At 49.5% G+C, this 14806-nt stretch carries 14 protein-coding genes and 1 pseudogene; 1 reads left to right on the forward strand and 14 read right to left on the reverse strand.

The genetic code is table 11. The features are described from left to right. Position 1 precedes the first annotated feature (1 nt). From KG631_RS12340 to rfbA, 10 genes and pseudogenes are all read right to left on the reverse strand, one after another. Positions 2-1105: a chain-length determining protein gene (locus KG631_RS12340; RefSeq protein WP_214000011.1), complete on the reverse strand. Its 1104-nt coding sequence runs from the start codon at positions 1103-1105 to the stop codon at positions 2-4. After that, entirely contained in the window at positions 1105-1773 is a 669-nt protein-coding gene (locus KG631_RS12345) for an ABC transporter ATP-binding protein (RefSeq protein ID WP_214000012.1), read from the reverse strand. The genes KG631_RS12340 and KG631_RS12345 overlap by 1 nt, the downstream gene beginning before the upstream one ends. After that, positions 1770-2555: an ABC transporter permease gene (locus KG631_RS12350; protein WP_214000013.1), complete on the reverse strand. Its 786-nt coding sequence runs from the start codon at positions 2553-2555 to the stop codon at positions 1770-1772. The genes KG631_RS12345 and KG631_RS12350 overlap by 4 nt, the downstream gene beginning before the upstream one ends. A 2-nt stretch (positions 2556-2557) precedes the next feature. Beyond that, a complete protein-coding gene (locus KG631_RS12355) occupies positions 2558-4342 on the reverse strand; it encodes a polysaccharide biosynthesis/export family protein (RefSeq protein ID WP_214000014.1) in 1785 nt (594 codons plus the stop codon). An 8-nt stretch (positions 4343-4350) separates the two neighbouring features. Next, the gene (locus KG631_RS12360; RefSeq protein WP_214000015.1) at positions 4351-4755 is read right to left on the reverse strand and encodes a DVU3141 family protein; all 405 of its coding nucleotides are present in this window, start codon (positions 4753-4755) and stop codon (positions 4351-4353) included. 122 nt (positions 4756-4877) lie between these two features. Further along, positions 4878-5843 (reverse strand): SDR family NAD(P)-dependent oxidoreductase, encoded by a 966-nt coding sequence (locus KG631_RS12365; RefSeq protein ID WP_214000016.1) that lies wholly within the window; start codon positions 5841-5843, stop codon positions 4878-4880. After that, complete coding sequence (gene rfbB / locus KG631_RS12370; protein WP_214000383.1) at positions 5840-6919, reverse strand: dTDP-glucose 4,6-dehydratase; 1080 nt, start codon at positions 6917-6919, stop codon at positions 5840-5842. Before rfbB ends, KG631_RS12365 begins: the two co-directional genes overlap by 4 nt. Continuing rightward, the gene (gene rfbD / locus KG631_RS12375; protein ID WP_214000017.1) at positions 6919-7803 is read right to left on the reverse strand and encodes a dTDP-4-dehydrorhamnose reductase; all 885 of its coding nucleotides are present in this window, start codon (positions 7801-7803) and stop codon (positions 6919-6921) included. The genes rfbB and rfbD overlap by 1 nt, the downstream gene beginning before the upstream one ends. Next, positions 7800-8390, reverse strand: a complete 591-nt coding sequence (gene rfbC / locus KG631_RS12380; protein ID WP_214000018.1) for a dTDP-4-dehydrorhamnose 3,5-epimerase — start codon at positions 8388-8390, stop codon at positions 7800-7802. The genes rfbD and rfbC overlap by 4 nt, the downstream gene beginning before the upstream one ends. After that, a pseudogene (gene rfbA / locus KG631_RS12385) lies at positions 8387-9300 on the reverse strand (glucose-1-phosphate thymidylyltransferase RfbA). Before rfbA ends, rfbC begins: the two are co-directional and overlap by 4 nt. Positions 9301-9538: 238 nt before the next feature. On the opposite strand from rfbA, the gene KG631_RS12390 reads away from it, so the two are divergent. After that, positions 9539-10198 carry a transposase gene (locus KG631_RS12390; protein ID WP_214000019.1) on the forward strand — a complete coding sequence of 220 codons (660 nt, stop codon included), beginning with the start codon at positions 9539-9541 and terminating at the stop codon, positions 10196-10198. Between the two features lie 47 nt (positions 10199-10245). Here the strand turns inward: KG631_RS12390 and tviB are convergent, their stop codons facing one another. From tviB to KG631_RS12410, 4 genes are all read right to left on the reverse strand, one after another. Further along, positions 10246-11523 carry a Vi polysaccharide biosynthesis UDP-N-acetylglucosamine C-6 dehydrogenase TviB gene (tviB, locus tag KG631_RS12395; protein WP_214000020.1) on the reverse strand — a complete coding sequence of 426 codons (1278 nt, stop codon included), beginning with the start codon at positions 11521-11523 and terminating at the stop codon, positions 10246-10248. A gap of 16 nt (positions 11524-11539) precedes the next feature. Next, positions 11540-12565, reverse strand: coding sequence for an SDR family oxidoreductase (locus KG631_RS12400; RefSeq protein ID WP_214000021.1), 1026 nt, complete (start codon positions 12563-12565; stop codon positions 11540-11542). Between the two features lie 109 nt (positions 12566-12674). Beyond that, positions 12675-13811 (reverse strand): UDP-N-acetylglucosamine 2-epimerase (non-hydrolyzing), encoded by a 1137-nt coding sequence (gene wecB, locus KG631_RS12405; RefSeq protein ID WP_214000022.1) that lies wholly within the window; start codon positions 13809-13811, stop codon positions 12675-12677. A 106-nt stretch (positions 13812-13917) separates the two neighbouring features. Further along, on the reverse strand, positions 13918-14805 hold the full coding sequence (locus KG631_RS12410; RefSeq protein WP_214000023.1) for a VacJ family lipoprotein: 888 nt from the start codon (positions 14803-14805) through the stop codon (positions 13918-13920). Position 14806 lies beyond the last annotated feature (1 nt).

Here is a 14806-nt window from a genome sequence, read left to right on the forward strand (position 1 = left end):
GTTAATCCCGGTGATCCCGGATAATGGCGCGGGTTAAATGAGCAATAGCGGCCAGAAAAATAGCGAAGAAAATAACGATAACGATATTATACCAACGCTTGGGCTCAGTTGAGAATTCCGGAACAGTTGGTTGTTGTAGTATTGATACCTGCTTAAGTTTACGGGCGGCTTCAACCCGGGTATTTTCCAGGGTTAATAAGGCATTGGAATAAAGCTCGAGCGCAAACTGGGCTTTCAGTTCCAGGGTTTGGTACTGGGCCGAAATCCGGTTCAACGAATTACCACTGGCAGTGGCCATTTTTTGCTTTTCTGTGTCAATTTGCTGGCGCAAGGCGTTAATTTCACTGTTAAGGCGGATGATCTCAGGTGACGTGGGGCTTTGAAAGCTGGCGGCAGAACTTTTTCGGGCTTCTAAAACAGACAATTGGCCCTGAAGCTGTGAGACGATGGCAAAGAAACTTTGCACCGTACCGGTCGGCGATACCATGCCCTGTTCGTTCTGAAAGGTAATCAGTTCTTCGCGGATTGAATACAAGCGCTTTTCCAGGGTTGCCACCTGCTCTTCGATAAAAGCAACTTGTTCCGCCGCTAAGCGCTGCCCCATATCGTTCATATGCTGCTCGCCTTCACTTAACAAGGTCTGGGCAATAGCGTGGGCCATATCAGGGCTATACGCCTGCACTTTAATCCGCAGCACACTGGCATATTCATCAAAATGAATTTCGATTCGGTTTTGAATATAGTCATACAGTTTTTCAAGCTCGACATCGGAACTACTTAAACGAGACCAGTAGTCGATATCGCCATTAGCATAGTGACTGCGAATATCCAGCTTTCGCTGTAACTTTTGCAGCATATCAACAGATTGCAAATGATCTTTTAACAGAAGCAAATCACCGGAACCGCTGGTGCCAGCCAACAACGACGAGACATTAAAGCCTATCGGACTGATTTCCGGACTTTGTAATACGATATGGGTTTGTGACACATAGCGGTCGGAGGCCATAACGCCCCAATACAATACCGCTAACACGATAACCACAAAACTTAATGCCCAATGTGGCTGAGACCTGGCAAATTTTTTAGCGCGTAGCACCCTATTCATTATTCTTTCTTACCTATGCTTTGATGATAATCGTTAATCGCGTCTGTTAGTTTGTCATACCAGATAGCCTGGCCTTTGTGTAGCCAGATACCCGATTCACACATCTCTCTGAGGATGCCGGTACTGTGCGACACCATGATCAGGCTGGAACGGCCAACCCGATCTCTGAAGGCTTTTTTTGCTTTTTCTTTAAAACTGGCATCACCTACTGAAGTGGCTTCGTCTGATAAGTAAACATCAAAGTCAAATGCCAGCGACAGCCCGAATGCCAGCCGGCTGCGCATACCACTGGAGTAGGTTTTTACCGGCTGATCGAACGCCCGGCCTATTTCAGCAAAATCTTGCACGAATTCAATAATTTCCGGAATTTTGTCGTCACCGCCGTGAATGCGGGCCACAAACTTTACATTCTGTCGCCCGGTCATGGTGCTTTGAAAACCGCCGCCTAAGCCGATAGGCCAGGATACTTTACAGTTCTGAATGATTTGGCCTTTATCGGGGGCATCCATACCACCTAGCAACCGCAGTAATGTGGACTTGCCGGCACCGTTGCGGCCAACCAGACCGACACTGACTCCTCGCGGAATATGAAAGTTAACATCTTTTAATACCCAGTCACCGCCGAAGGGACCGTGGTAACGTTTATAAAGATTTTTAACTTCAATCATTGCGCCATCAGCCGTGTTTTTAAGCGAATATGCAGCATTAAACTAAGCAACAGTATCGATGCAGTCCAAAATTGCAGGTATAGCAAGCTAATACCATCTACAGTGCGATAGTGCTCAAAAAAAGCCAGCCGCAAAGCTTCAACGCCATGTAACACCGGGTTGTAAAGCAAATACTCTCGTATGTAATGAGGCGTTAACTGAACAGGAAGAATAACTGCAGATAAAAAATACAATGGAAAGGTGATCATGCCGATTATTTTGGCGAGCTCTTGCACCAGCGTAATCGCTACTGCGAATAACAAACCAAAGCCCAGACCGAGCAGCCATATATTAAGCCATACCCAGCCAACCATAATAGCGTCATGCGGCAAAATATCATGCCCCAAAAACGAAGCACCCAAAACCATTAGCACCAACACTATTGATTTTAATACCCCTTCGAGCACTGCCCTAATAAGCACAGTATCGAACGGATGCACCTGGCGGTAGGCAAATAAACCACGGTTAGCGGCAATCGCATTCATGCTGCGATTCATGGCATTGCGAAACAATAAGAATGCCATGATGCCGATAATAAGCCAGGGGATAAATTCTGCACCGGAGGTCAGATTCAGCCGGCCCATGAGTTGGCGGACACTAATTAAAATAATCAGATGAGCAATAGGTTCGACTAGCAGCCAGGTCCAGCCAAACCGGTCACCACTTATTCTGGCCGTCGTTTCACGCATAAACAATGCATGCCAGACGTGAATAGATACCTGCCAGGGTGAGCGTAATTGCATTTTTACAGGTCCAATACCACTTTGGCGGCAATTGCTACCTGATATAAAATCTGGGTAATGCTGGCAGCTAACTGCAGGTTCTTAGTCGTCACGGCGGGTAACACTAATATTTCATCACCCGGGCGCAGCGTAACATCGCTGGCGTTCCGCACTTCGCCATTCTGGCGCACCACTAATACTCTGTCTTCATCAGCGTGCTGGCTGAAACCACCGGCACCTTCAATATAATCCATGGCTTTGCGGCCCGGCACATAAACTACGGCCTGCGGAATATACACCTCGCCACTAACCAGAATGGCATCGGAACGGGATGGAATAGTAATAATATCACCGTCCTGCAACCGCAAGTCGACAATGTTATCGTTATGTGCCAGCACCATGCGGCCGTTGGGCTGAATTTCCCGCGCCTGAGCGACAAACTCACTGATAAGCTCGGCTTCGCGGGCGCGAATTGCCGACTCTTCGGCAGTAGCCGATGGTGCGCCTAAATAGGTGGTTTCCAGTCGGCGCAGACTTTCATCTAATGCCTGTTTTTGCCGTTCAGCGACACTGAGCCTGCGCAATGAAATATTCTGAAAATCGGTAAGTTCAGGCTCAATCGCCACAATATTTAACAGTTCATGCAACATGGCATCTTTGGGCAACACAAAATGGGAAGGTCCAAGATATTCGCCTTCCAATTGCACGACGATGCTATTTTGCTGATGATCAGCAAAAAACATTACCTCATCACCGTTGGCTACCCTGGCCTGATTAAATTCTGACAATGGCAGATAGCGGGCTATCGGCCCACTGTCGCGCATGCCGCGGATCAGGGCGTGGGAGACACCAGCATTGAGCTGCGCCAGTTCGGTTAACACTTCACCTGCCAGATACTGCTGCTGTTCAGTTTGATTTAATTCATAATGGTACGGCCGGCCAACATCACCGTGAACCGTAACAACCGGGCCCCGTTCTTCTATCAAAATGGTGTCGCCACTTTGCAATTGGTCGTGAGCAAGCTCACCATGTAATAAAAACTGATACAAATCCATCACCGCCAGCGTTTCGCCGTTACGGATTAATCGGATATTGCGGTAACTGCCTAATTGGTTATCAACGCCCGAGGCTTGATCAATAAAATACAGGATTGAATCGCTGGGAACCCCGGCATAGCGCCCCGGCTTATTAACAAAACCTGTGACAAACACCGCTACCGGCTGCACACCCTGCAAGTTAGTGTAAACACTAACGTTATCAGAATACACCCGACGCACTGCATTGCGGACGATACCGTCTAACTGGCTATGACTGGCCCCCATCACTTTTACCGGGCCAATGGTAGGGATAAAGATATTGCCCTGAGCGTCAACCGGTAAGATACGGTCGATGTCTATTGCACCCCATACCCGCAAGGTAATCTGATCGCCTGGCAAAATCTGGTATTGCGGGTTTAAGCCGTCAGCCCGAACCCCGCGAAAGCCACCGCTGAATAACTCTGCGCCAAAGGGTTGAATCTCATCCTCAAGCTGATTGCCATCTGGTCCAAGTGGTCCATAGGTACCCTGCTGCCAGCTGGTTTGACTGGGTTGCTCACTCAGTGGAGGTGGCAGTCGGTTAATCTGGCCATTTTGTAACTGTTGCAGCTGAATTTGCTGAGAGTCTGTTTGTTGTGATTGGGCTTGTAGTGCCTGAGCCTGCTGCGCTGCGGGTAAATCCCCAAAACTCTGGCTTGCAGCCGGCAATGCAATACTGCATGCAGCCAGAGTGATCACCCAGCGGCTGAACGTTAGACGACAAAATTTCATGGTTATATTTATTCCTGCGGCAGGTTAGCAACGGTAAGTTCACGGTTTACAGCCCATTGCTGCTCATTATAGCGACATATAACAGCGCTGTCGGCGCTGTTACTAGTCAACTGAAGCTGCAGGCACTCACGGCCGGCAGCGGAAAAGTAACGACTGACAACTTGTGCAGTTACCTGCTGTCCCCACGGACTATTACTGAAAGTGAGTTGCTGACCGGCCCGGGCCTGAACCAGCTGACTGGCCATTTCTGCTGCGATAAATTGCGGTGCTTTGGCATATGACGAGTAAGACGCAGGTGCGGACGATGTGGTGGCACAGCCAGAGAGAAACGTTGCTGAAACAAAAAAACCTGCCAGTAGCACGGCCGGTTTAGGTAGTGTCAGTTGCATAAAAGAGTGCACACTTAATTGCATGGTTAAGTCCATCTAAACGGTATAAGCGGAAATTAGCAATAATTTATCATAGGCCCGCACCAGGGTGCTACCAATAAGTCGGTTTGTTGCCATAATCGCTGTTTTTAGCAGCAATTGGTAGTTTATTCGACCGCAGCTGACTGACACATTAATGCCAACTGCTGCTTCATTGTTATTACCGGTTGCCAGCCAAGTTGCTGTTGGGTAGCACTGATATCCAGCTGCATGGCGCTTGTCAGGCGCGAAACGGCGCCACTGTGGCCGGTAAGCTTGCCAATTGTGCCGAGCAACCAAAGCGGTACGGGCAACAGCCGCGCTGGCTTACCCTGAGCGCGGGCCATATTACTGATTAACTCGCGGGTTGAAATATCAGCGTTATCAGAGAGCTGCCATGGCTGGTCAGCCGCTTGTGGATGAGTAATACATAACTGAATAAAGTCGGTCAGGTTCAAAAGTGCCAGATAGCTGCGTTTATTATGCTTTAATCCACCCAGCGGCAACCAACGGCCACTAGCCACGGCCTGTTGCAGCCGGGCAAAATTGCCTTTGACACCTGGCCCGTACACTAATGGCGGCCGGATGATAACCAGTTGCATACTGCAGGCTCCCTGCTGGCACAGCGCCTGCAATGCCTGCTCTGCAGCCAGTTTGCTTAACGCATAACTATCCTGCGGATTAAATGACTCTGACCCCTTTATTGCCCCCTTTATTGCGACAACCTGAGCGCTGCTTAAAAAGATAAAACGTTTTACCCCGGCTTGCTGGGCTTGCTGCGCCAAAGCAACACTGGCATCGACATTCAGCGCTTTTAATGCAGCGGCTGAGATACCGGCGGCCGAGGCGTAAGCGGCCAGATGCACAACAAAATCAACATTATTAAATAATTCCGGGGTGGGCGCGGCAGCGACCAAGTCTTGATTCACGCACTCAAGTTGTTGCGGGTAGCGTTGTGCTAAGTTTTGCAGAGCAGCTAAATTGCGGCCAAGTGCTTTTACTGCATAACCGGCCTGAAGCAGCTGCTGGCACAATGCCAGGCCAATAAAACCGGATGCGCCACTAACCAGCACTTTATTAGCGGCGGCTGTCACTGGTGGCCCTTTGCCGGCGCCTTTGCAGTAACACTATCAACAAGTGGCTGCCACCATTGCCGATTATTCAGATACCACAGTACTGTTTTGCGTAAACCACTGGCAAAGGTTTCCTGCGGCTGCCATTGCAGCTCACGTTGTATTTTGCTGGCATCGATGGCATAACGCTGATCATGCCCCGGCCGGTCGGTAACGAAGCGGATTTGCTGACGGTAACTGCTAAATTCGCTCAGCTGGCAAAACGCTGCTGGTGCCAGCTCATCCAGCAAGTCGCAGATTTGCTCTACGACACTGATATTTTTAACTTCGTTATGCCCACCAATATTGTAGGTTTCACCCACTGTGCCCCCAGAAACCACCTGATACAATGCCCGGGCGTGGTCTTCAACATACAGCCAGTCACGAATTTGCTCACCTTTACCGTAAACCGGCAAGGCTTTACCCGCCAGCGCATTACTGATAACCAGCGGAATAAGCTTTTCCGGAAAATGGTAAGGCCCGTAGTTATTGGAACAATTGGTAATGACCACCGGCAAACCATAAGTACGGTGCCAGGCCCGGACCAAGTGGTCTGAACTGGCTTTACTGGCAGAATATGGGCTGCTGGGCGCATAGGGCGTGTTTTCGGTAAATAAATCTGTACTGCCCTCTAAATCGCCAAACACTTCATCGGTAGAGATATGATGAAAGCGAAATGCCCGCTGTAGCGCCGGCTTTAGCCCCGCCAGATAATGTCGGGCACTTTCCAACAGCGTATAAGTACCCACGATATTGGTTTGGATAAATGCTGCTGGTCCGTCTATTGACCGGTCAACATGGCTCTCTGCGGCCAGATGCATAATCCAGTCGGGCTGGTATTGGTAAAACAAGATATCCAGCGCCGGCCGGTCGCAAATATCCACCTGGGCAAAATGATAACGGGGATGGTCAGCGACTTCAGCCAGCGACTGTAAATTACCGGCATAAGTTAGTTTGTCGACGTTAATAACGCTGTGAGGTGTTTCGGCCAGCAAATAACGGATGAGTGCTGAGCCAATAAAGCCGGCACCGCCGGTAATTAAAATGGTTTTTTTCATCATAACTCTGTTGCTAACTCAGTAAGACAGCGCCGCAGGCTGTCGCGCCAGTACGGAATAGGAAGTTGCAAATCCTGACGAATTGCTGCGGTGTTTAACACACTGTAAGCCGGCCGCCGGGCTGGCGTCGGATAGGCTTCAGTTGTGATAGCCTGCACCTGGCAGGGCTGGTTGCTGAACTCGAAAATGGCTTTGGCAAAATCAAACCAACTGGCAACCCCCTGATTGGCATAGTGATACACTTTAGCTGGCGTAAAGCGCTGACAAAAATCAGCCTGGTTTGCCAGGGTTAAAATGGCTTGAGCAAGATCGCGGCCATACGTCGGGCTGGCAATTTGATCCGCCACTACACCAAGCTGAGACCGTGAACGGGCCAGCTTTAGCATCGTTTTTACAAAATTGTTGCCAAACTCTGAATACAGCCAGCTGGTACGTAAAATGACCCCTGCCACCCCGGCCTGCAGCAGCGCCTGTTCGCCTGCCAGTTTACTGGCACCATATTGCCCCACTGGCGCGGCCAGATCGCTTTCCTGATAAGGGCGGTAATGTTGGCCATTAAAGACGTAGTCGGTGCTGATATGAATAAGCCCGGCATCTTGCTGCAGACACAGCGTGGCAATATCGGCCACCACGTCACAATTCAGTAAATAAGCATTACCAGGGTCTGTTTCAGCGTTATCTACTGCTGTATAAGCGACACAATTGATCACGATAGCAGGTTGCACCTCTGTCATGACCTGCTGCAGCGCAGCCAGCTTAGTAACATCCAGTTGCTGGTGGCTAAAGCTGACAAGTTCAAGCGCAGCAAACTGGCCTACTTCAGCCTGAATGCACTGGCCAAGCTGACCGCCAGCGCCAAGCAACATCAGTTTAATCTTTTTCATAACGTTGGTGCTTGTTGATATAAGTTGTTGCCAACTGCAAAACCTGACTGCAGTTGCGCCAAGCCAGGCTGACGCTGATCTTTGGCCGATAAAATAATATCTGCCGCTGGTAGCTGCCAATCAATAGCAAGTGCCGGATCATTAAAAGCCAGACCTGCATCATGGCTGGGGGCATAATAATTATCGACCCGATAGCACAACGTGGCAAACTCTGATAGCACCACAAAACCATGGGCAAAACCGCGCGGAACCAGCAACTGATATTTATTATCACTGCTAAGTTCAACGCTGAAAGTCTGCCCGAACGAAGGGCTACCCTGGCGTATATCTACCGCGACGTCGAGCACTCGCCCTTCGGTAACCCTAACCAGTTTAGTTTGCGCATAAGGCGGCTTTTGATAATGTAAGCCCCTTAACACGCCATAACGGGAACGTGATTCGTTATCCTGGACGAAATTAAAAGCAATGCCACTGGCCTCGGTCAGCGCATCATGCCGGTAGGTTTCAGCAAAATAGCCGCGTTCGTCACCAATTAATTCAGGCTTTAGCAACAGCAAGCCCGACAGTGACTGAGCTTCAATAATCATATTAACTGGGTATCTTCTGCACGTTGAATTAAATACTGGCCGTACTGGTTTTTTGCTAACGGTGCTGCCAGCGCCAACAATTGCTGTTTATTGATGTAGTCCATTTCAAAAGCGATTTCTTCCAGACAGGCGATTTTTAAACCCTGTCGTTTCTCAATCGTTTCAATATAAGCAGAAGCTTCCAGCAGACTTTCGTGCGTGCCGGTATCAAGCCAGGCAAAGCCGCGGCCCATAAGCTCTACTTTCAGACGTTGCTCTGCCAGATACATCTGGTTAAGGCTGGTAATTTCTAACTCGCCCCTGGTTGACGGCTTTACCTGGCAGGCTTTAGCGACGACATCCGGCGGATAAAAATAAAGGCCGGTGACGGCAAAATTACTTTTGGGTTTAGCCGGTTTTTCTTCAATAGACACCACATCGCCTGCGGCATTAAATTCTGCTACACCATAGCGCTCAGGATCACTTACCCGATAACCAAATACTGTCGCTTTGTCAGCCGCAGCCGTGGCGGCACTAGCTAACATTTCAGGCAAGCCATGACCAAAGAATATATTGTCACCCAACACCAGACACGCGGCACTGCCAGCTAAAAAATCTTTGCTAAAATAAACGCCTGCGCCAGACCATCCGGTTTGGGTTGAATACAATACTGAAAATTTATCCCTAAATCGTTACCGTCACCGAGTAAACGCTGAAAGCTCGCCTGATCTTCAGCGGTAGTTATGATCAGAATATCCCGGATACCGGCCAGCATTAACACCGATATTGGATAATAAATCATCGGCTTATCATACACAGGTAAAAGTTGCTTCGACACGCCACGGGTAATGGGATACAAGCGGGTACCCGAACCGCCGGCTAAAACGATACCTTTAACGCTGCCAGTGGCCAGCGTTGCTGCTTCAGACATTGTCTTTCCTTGAAAAAATATAGCCCGGTGAGATGAGGCCTAAATAACCGCAAAAGTTTAGCATGCTGCTAACCCGCTGTAACGACCTTATCGCCCAAATAAAAAGGGTCAGAGTGATTTTAAAAATCACTCTGACCCTTTTTATTGCATCTGCCACCATGCTTGCTATATTTTTTTATAATTTAATTAACTTAATTTCAATAAAATGCCGCGTAGAAAACGATACCTGATAGCGAATATGCCTTACCACGTGGTGCAACGTGGCCACAACCGCAGCAATTGCTTTTATGACGACACTGACAAAGCTTGCTACTTATCGATACTGGCGACACATCTGACAGCCTATCAGGTGCAACTGCATGCTTTCGTGCTAATGAGTAATCATGTTCATTTGCTGCTGACTGGCCGGCAAAATGGTGCTATTTCAACGGTAATGCAGAACCTGGGACGGGGTTATGTACACTATTTTAATAAGCGCTATCACCGGGTGGGTACCTTATGGGACGGGCGATTCAAAGATAGTCTGGTGGATTGCGATCAGTATTTTCTGTCCTGTCAGCGATATATCGAGCTGAATCCGGTTAGGGCGATGATGGTGCCGCACCCTGCTGACTATCACTGGTCAAGTTATCATGCCAATGCCAGAGGCGTGAACATTAATATTATCAGCCCACATCAAGTCTATTTAAATTTGGCAGAAACGACTGAGCAGCGTTTAGAAAATTACCAAGCCTTATTTGAGCAGCGTTTGCCAGATCATGAGTTGAAAAAAATCCGCGATGCGATTAAGCATAATTATCCATTAGCGAACGAAAGCTTTGTGCAACACATAACTAATAAGTACAACATTAGTTTTGGCCGGAAAACTAAAGGCAGGCCAGAAAAAGGGTCAGAGTGAATAAATTATTCACTCTGACCCTTTTTTTGTTTATACGGAGATAGCGGTTACAGCCTCAGGTCGGCTTCGCCTGCGGGTAGCAGGTATTTCAGATCGTAGATGATATGGTCGGGTTTGGTCAGGGCTTTAATGCCTGCAGCACCCAGTTCGCGGAACTGTTTATGGGCAACGGCCAGGATAATGGCGTCGTAGCTGCCGCTGGCCGGCTTGGTAATAGGCGTAATGCCGTATTCGTGCTCGGCTTCCTTGCCATCAACCCAGGGGTCGTACACATCAGCAGTTACGCCGTATTCTTTAAGCTCACTGACGATATCAATCACTTTAGTGTTGCGGATATCCGGGCAGTTTTCTTTAAAGGTCAGGCCCATCAGCAACACTTTGGCACCGGCGACATGAATGCGTTTTTTCACCATGGCTTTAACCAGCTCGCTGACTACATAGCGGCCCATGCTGTCGTTGATGCGGCGACCGGCCAGAATCACTTCGGGGTGGTAGCCTATCGACTGTGCTTTATGGGTTAAATAATAAGGGTCGACGCCGATACAATGGCCGCCAACTAAACCTGGCCGGAACGGCAGAAAGTTCCACTTGGTGCCTGCCGCCAGCAGCACTTCTTCGGTATCAATGCCCAGTTTATTAAAAATAACGGCCAGTTCGTTAATCAGGGCAATATTTAAATCGCGCTGGGTGTTTTCGATGACCTTGGCCGCTTCGGCTACCCGGATGCTACTGGCCTGATAAGTACCGGCGGTGATGATGCTGGCATACAAGGCATCTACGGTAGCGGCAATAGCCGGGGTTGAGCCGGAGGTGACTTTTTTAATGGTGGTGACCCGGTGCTCTTTGTCACCCGGGTTTATGCGTTCGGGGCTGTAGCCGGCATAAAAATCGATATTATATTTCAGGCCACTGACCCGCTCGATAACCGGAATACAATCTTCTTCGGTGGCGCCCGGGTAGACAGTTGATTCATAAATGACGATATCGCCGGGGCTAATGACTTTGCCCAGGGTTTCGGAGGCTTTGATTAACGGCGTTAAATCGGGCCGGCGATGTTCGTCGATGGGCGTTGGCACGGTAACGATATAAATATTGGCGCTTTTTAATTCATCCAGTTGGTGGCTGAATTGCAACTTACTGGCACTGGCCAGCTCTTCGCTGCTGACTTCCAGCGTATGGTCTGTACCGCTTTGCAATTCAGCGACCCGGGCCTGATTAATATCAAAACCCAGGGTCTGATAATGCTTACCAAATTCGACGGCCAACGGCAGGCCAACATAACCAAGGCCGATAATAGCCAGTTTTGCATCTGTTAAAGCTGTCATATCTTTCCTTTTGCCATTATTTCGCTGGCTGGGCAATATACCAGGGCATCGCTACCGCAATACCTTCGTTAATGGTGTGGCTGGGTAAGTAGCCCAGCATAAGCCGTGCTTTACTGACATCGGCCTGCGAATGGCGCACATCACCGGGTCTGAAATCAGCGTATTGCGGACAATGCGGATAAGCAATACCATTGCTGGCCAGTGCCGTTTGAATAGCGCGAAATAATTCGTTCAGGGTGGTTCTGTCCCCTACGGCCACGTTAAAAACTTCGCTTTGTTCTATATCGGCTAATGCTGCGCGTAAATTGGCCTGGACGGCATTGTCAACAAAACAGAAATCACGACTGGTTTCGCCATCACCGTTTATCACCACTTTGTCGCCAGCGATCATAGCGGCGGTCCATTTCGGGATCACCGCGGCATAAGCACCGTTAGGGTCTTGCCGCGGGCCGAACACGTTAAAATAGCGCAGGCCTATACTGTGAAAACCGTAACTGCGGCTAAAGACATCGGCATAAAGCTCGTTAACATACTTGGTGATGGCATAGGGTGAGAGCGGCTTACCAATATTGGCTTCCACTTTGGGGAGCGCCGGGTGGTCGCCATAGGTTGAACTGGACGCCGCATACACGAACCGCTTAACGCCTTCATCGCGGGCAGCCACCAGCATATTTAAAAAGCCACTGATATTCACTTCGTTGGTGGTAACCGGATCGGCAAGTGAACGCGGGACTGAACCGAGCGCAGCCTGATGCAGGACATAGTCGGCACCGGCAACCGCTTGCTTGCAGTGTTCAGCGTTACGAATATCACCTTCAATAAAGGTGAAACCTTGCCACTGCTCCGGGCTTACCAGACTTTGCACTTCAGCTAAATTACGCTGATGGCCCGTAGCAAAATTGTCCAGCCCGGTAACCTGTTGATCTGCAGCCAGTAATGCCTGTAGCAAATTAGAACCAATGAAACCGGCACAACCGGTAATCAGCCAGCGCTGTGGCTGGGTACCACTGGCTACACTGCCGATAATCTGACTAAAATCCATTTTTTCTCCGTCCAAATTCTCGTTCGTTACAGGGTGTTGGCATTTTTAGTTTATGCAGCATAGCATGGCTGACAAACTGATTTAAACTGTTGTTTAGACCGTCTTAAGCTTATTCGCCGGCTGCCATTTGCTGTTTTATCGCAGTAACAATCCGCTGACAGGCTTTGCCATCGCCATAAGGGTTATGCGCAAAACTCATGCTTTGATAGTATTCGTTGTCAGTTAACAAGCGGCTCACCTGCTCAACAATTTTCTGCCGATCAGTACCAACCAGTTTAACGGTACCGGCACTGACCGCCTCCGGCCGCTCGGTGGTATCGCGCATAACCAGCACCGGCTTACCCAGCGAGGGTGCCTCTTCCTGAATACCACCCGAGTCGGTTAACACGATAGTGGCGTTACTCATCAGGTAGACAAACGGCAGGTAGTCTTGCGGCGGGATCAGGTGAACATTGCTGACGTCACTTAACAAACGATACACCGGTTCGCGGACATTGGGGTTTAGATGGACCGGATAGACGATATCGCAATCCGGAAAGGCCTTAGCCACGTCAGCCAGCGCTGCACAGATTTGCTCAAAACCGTCGCCAAAGCTCTCGCGGCGATGGCCGGTAACCAGAATTAAGCGCCGGCCATGCTGACCATAGGGAAATTGCTGGGCAAAAGCACCGTTAAGCTTGTCATCCTGGCCAATTTTATTGACTACCTGTAACAATGCATCGATAACCGTATTGCCGGTAACCACAATCGTATCAGCGCTAACATTTTCAGCCAGCAAATTAGCGGCAGACGTATCAGTAGGCGCAAAATGTAAGCGGGTAATAGCGCCGGTCAGTTTACGGTTAGCTTCTTCCGGCCACGGGCTGTAAATATTGCCGGTACGCAGCCCGGCTTCAACGTGCCCCACTGCAATTTTTTCATAATAACAAGCCAGCGCCGCCGCAAAGGTGGTGCTGGTATCACCATGCACCAGCACAATGTCAGGCTGAAAATCGCGCAGTACCGGCTTAATTTTTAATAAAATGCTGGTGGTAACATCGTACAAGTCCTGGCCGGATTTCATAATGGCCAGGTCATACTCGGGCTCAATGGCAAACAGGCTAAGCACCTGATCCAGCATTTCCCGATGCTGGCCAGTTACGCAGACCCGGCTGTCAATCTCACTGTCATCTTTTAACAAGTTAACCAGTGGCGCCATTTTAATGGCTTCGGGGCGGGTACCGAATACGCTGAGTACTTTAAGCATAATAATCCTTAATTCTGTTGCTCCATTATTTAATTTAAATCACTCTGACCCTTTTTCTGCTTTCTATTTATTTAAGAAAAAGAAAAAGGGGTCGGAGTGATTTTATTTACTGGAATTCGTCCAAATAATCCAGCAGCTCGTCGTCCAGCTCTTCTTCCTCGGGCTGCGGCGGATTACCGTCGTATATTTTAAATTCCTGGCGCTGGTAATACGACTCTTTAACGAATGAATAAGGGTCAAGTGAGTCTTCCAGCATTTGCTCAACATTCATTAATTGTTCGCGGCTGTCCAGCGCATCGATAGCAAAGCGGGTAATGGTCAATGGCGTATTCAGCAAACCGAGCGGGAAGTATAGGCCGTCGACAATACCACCCGCTGTGCCACGCACTGTGGTTGGCCCCCTGGCGGGGATCATCAGGTAGGCTCCGTCGCCCACGCCCCACACCGCTAATGTCTGGTTGAAGTCTTCATCGGCTTCGGCCAGGCCGATTTTCGCCGCGACATCGAACAGACCTAAAATACCCACGGTAGAGTTAACCAGAAAACGACCGGCACTCACTGCGGCCCGGCCGGGTTTACCCTGCAATAAACCGTTTAGAAAACTGGCGGGCTCATTCAGGTTTTCTACCACATTTATCAGGCCTTTGCGGGCCGGTTTGGGTACCACCGTCATGTAACCGACGGTAGCAGGCCGCAGCAGGTACTTGTCCAATACGTCGTAGTTAAAGTCCCATAATGGCCGGTTAATGCTTTCCAGCGGATCCCGCGGATCAGCATAGGGCGCTGCTTCAGTATCGGCGGCTTCAGCTGCTGCAACATAGTCGTTGCCATCAGCAGGTTGTTCAGTTGAGCTGTCTTGCTGCGACACACCGGGTTGGGCCAATTGGGCTTGCGGCGGGGCTGTTTGCGATGCCGGTTTACTGGCACAACCGGCTAGTACCAGTGTTAGCACCAGGGTCAGGCCAAAACGAAGCTTAAGGATGTTAACGACCATG

The organism is Arsukibacterium sp. (assembly GCF_018402695.1).
Lineage (GTDB): Bacteria > Pseudomonadota > Gammaproteobacteria > Enterobacterales > Alteromonadaceae > Alishewanella.

What these genes read in the sequence shown, in the direction of transcription:
- KG631_RS12340 (WP_214000011.1), bottom strand. Translation starts at nt 1,105, where the DNA reads ATGAATAGGGTGCTACGCGCTAAAAAATTTGCCAGGTCTCAGCCACAT.
- KG631_RS12345 (WP_214000012.1), bottom strand. Translation starts at nt 1,773, where the DNA reads ATGATTGAAGTTAAAAATCTTTATAAACGTTACCACGGTCCCTTCGGC.
- KG631_RS12350 (WP_214000013.1), bottom strand. Translation starts at nt 2,555, where the DNA reads ATGCAATTACGCTCACCCTGGCAGGTATCTATTCACGTCTGGCATGCA.
- KG631_RS12355 (WP_214000014.1), bottom strand. Translation starts at nt 4,342, where the DNA reads ATGAAATTTTGTCGTCTAACGTTCAGCCGCTGGGTGATCACTCTGGCT.
- KG631_RS12360 (WP_214000015.1), bottom strand. Translation starts at nt 4,755, where the DNA reads ATGCAATTAAGTGTGCACTCTTTTATGCAACTGACACTACCTAAACCG.
- rfbB (WP_214000383.1), bottom strand. Translation starts at nt 6,919, where the DNA reads ATGAAAAAAACCATTTTAATTACCGGCGGTGCCGGCTTTATTGGCTCA.
- rfbD (WP_214000017.1), bottom strand. Translation starts at nt 7,803, where the DNA reads ATGAAAAAGATTAAACTGATGTTGCTTGGCGCTGGCGGTCAGCTTGGC.
- rfbC (WP_214000018.1), bottom strand. Translation starts at nt 8,390, where the DNA reads ATGATTATTGAAGCTCAGTCACTGTCGGGCTTGCTGTTGCTAAAGCCT.
- KG631_RS12390 (WP_214000019.1), top strand. Translation starts at nt 9,539, where the DNA reads ATGCCTTACCACGTGGTGCAACGTGGCCACAACCGCAGCAATTGCTTT.
- tviB (WP_214000020.1), bottom strand. Translation starts at nt 11,523, where the DNA reads ATGACAGCTTTAACAGATGCAAAACTGGCTATTATCGGCCTTGGTTAT.
- KG631_RS12400 (WP_214000021.1), bottom strand. Translation starts at nt 12,565, where the DNA reads ATGGATTTTAGTCAGATTATCGGCAGTGTAGCCAGTGGTACCCAGCCA.
- wecB (WP_214000022.1), bottom strand. Translation starts at nt 13,811, where the DNA reads ATGCTTAAAGTACTCAGCGTATTCGGTACCCGCCCCGAAGCCATTAAA.
- KG631_RS12410 (WP_214000023.1), bottom strand. Translation starts at nt 14,805, where the DNA reads ATGGTCGTTAACATCCTTAAGCTTCGTTTTGGCCTGACCCTGGTGCTA.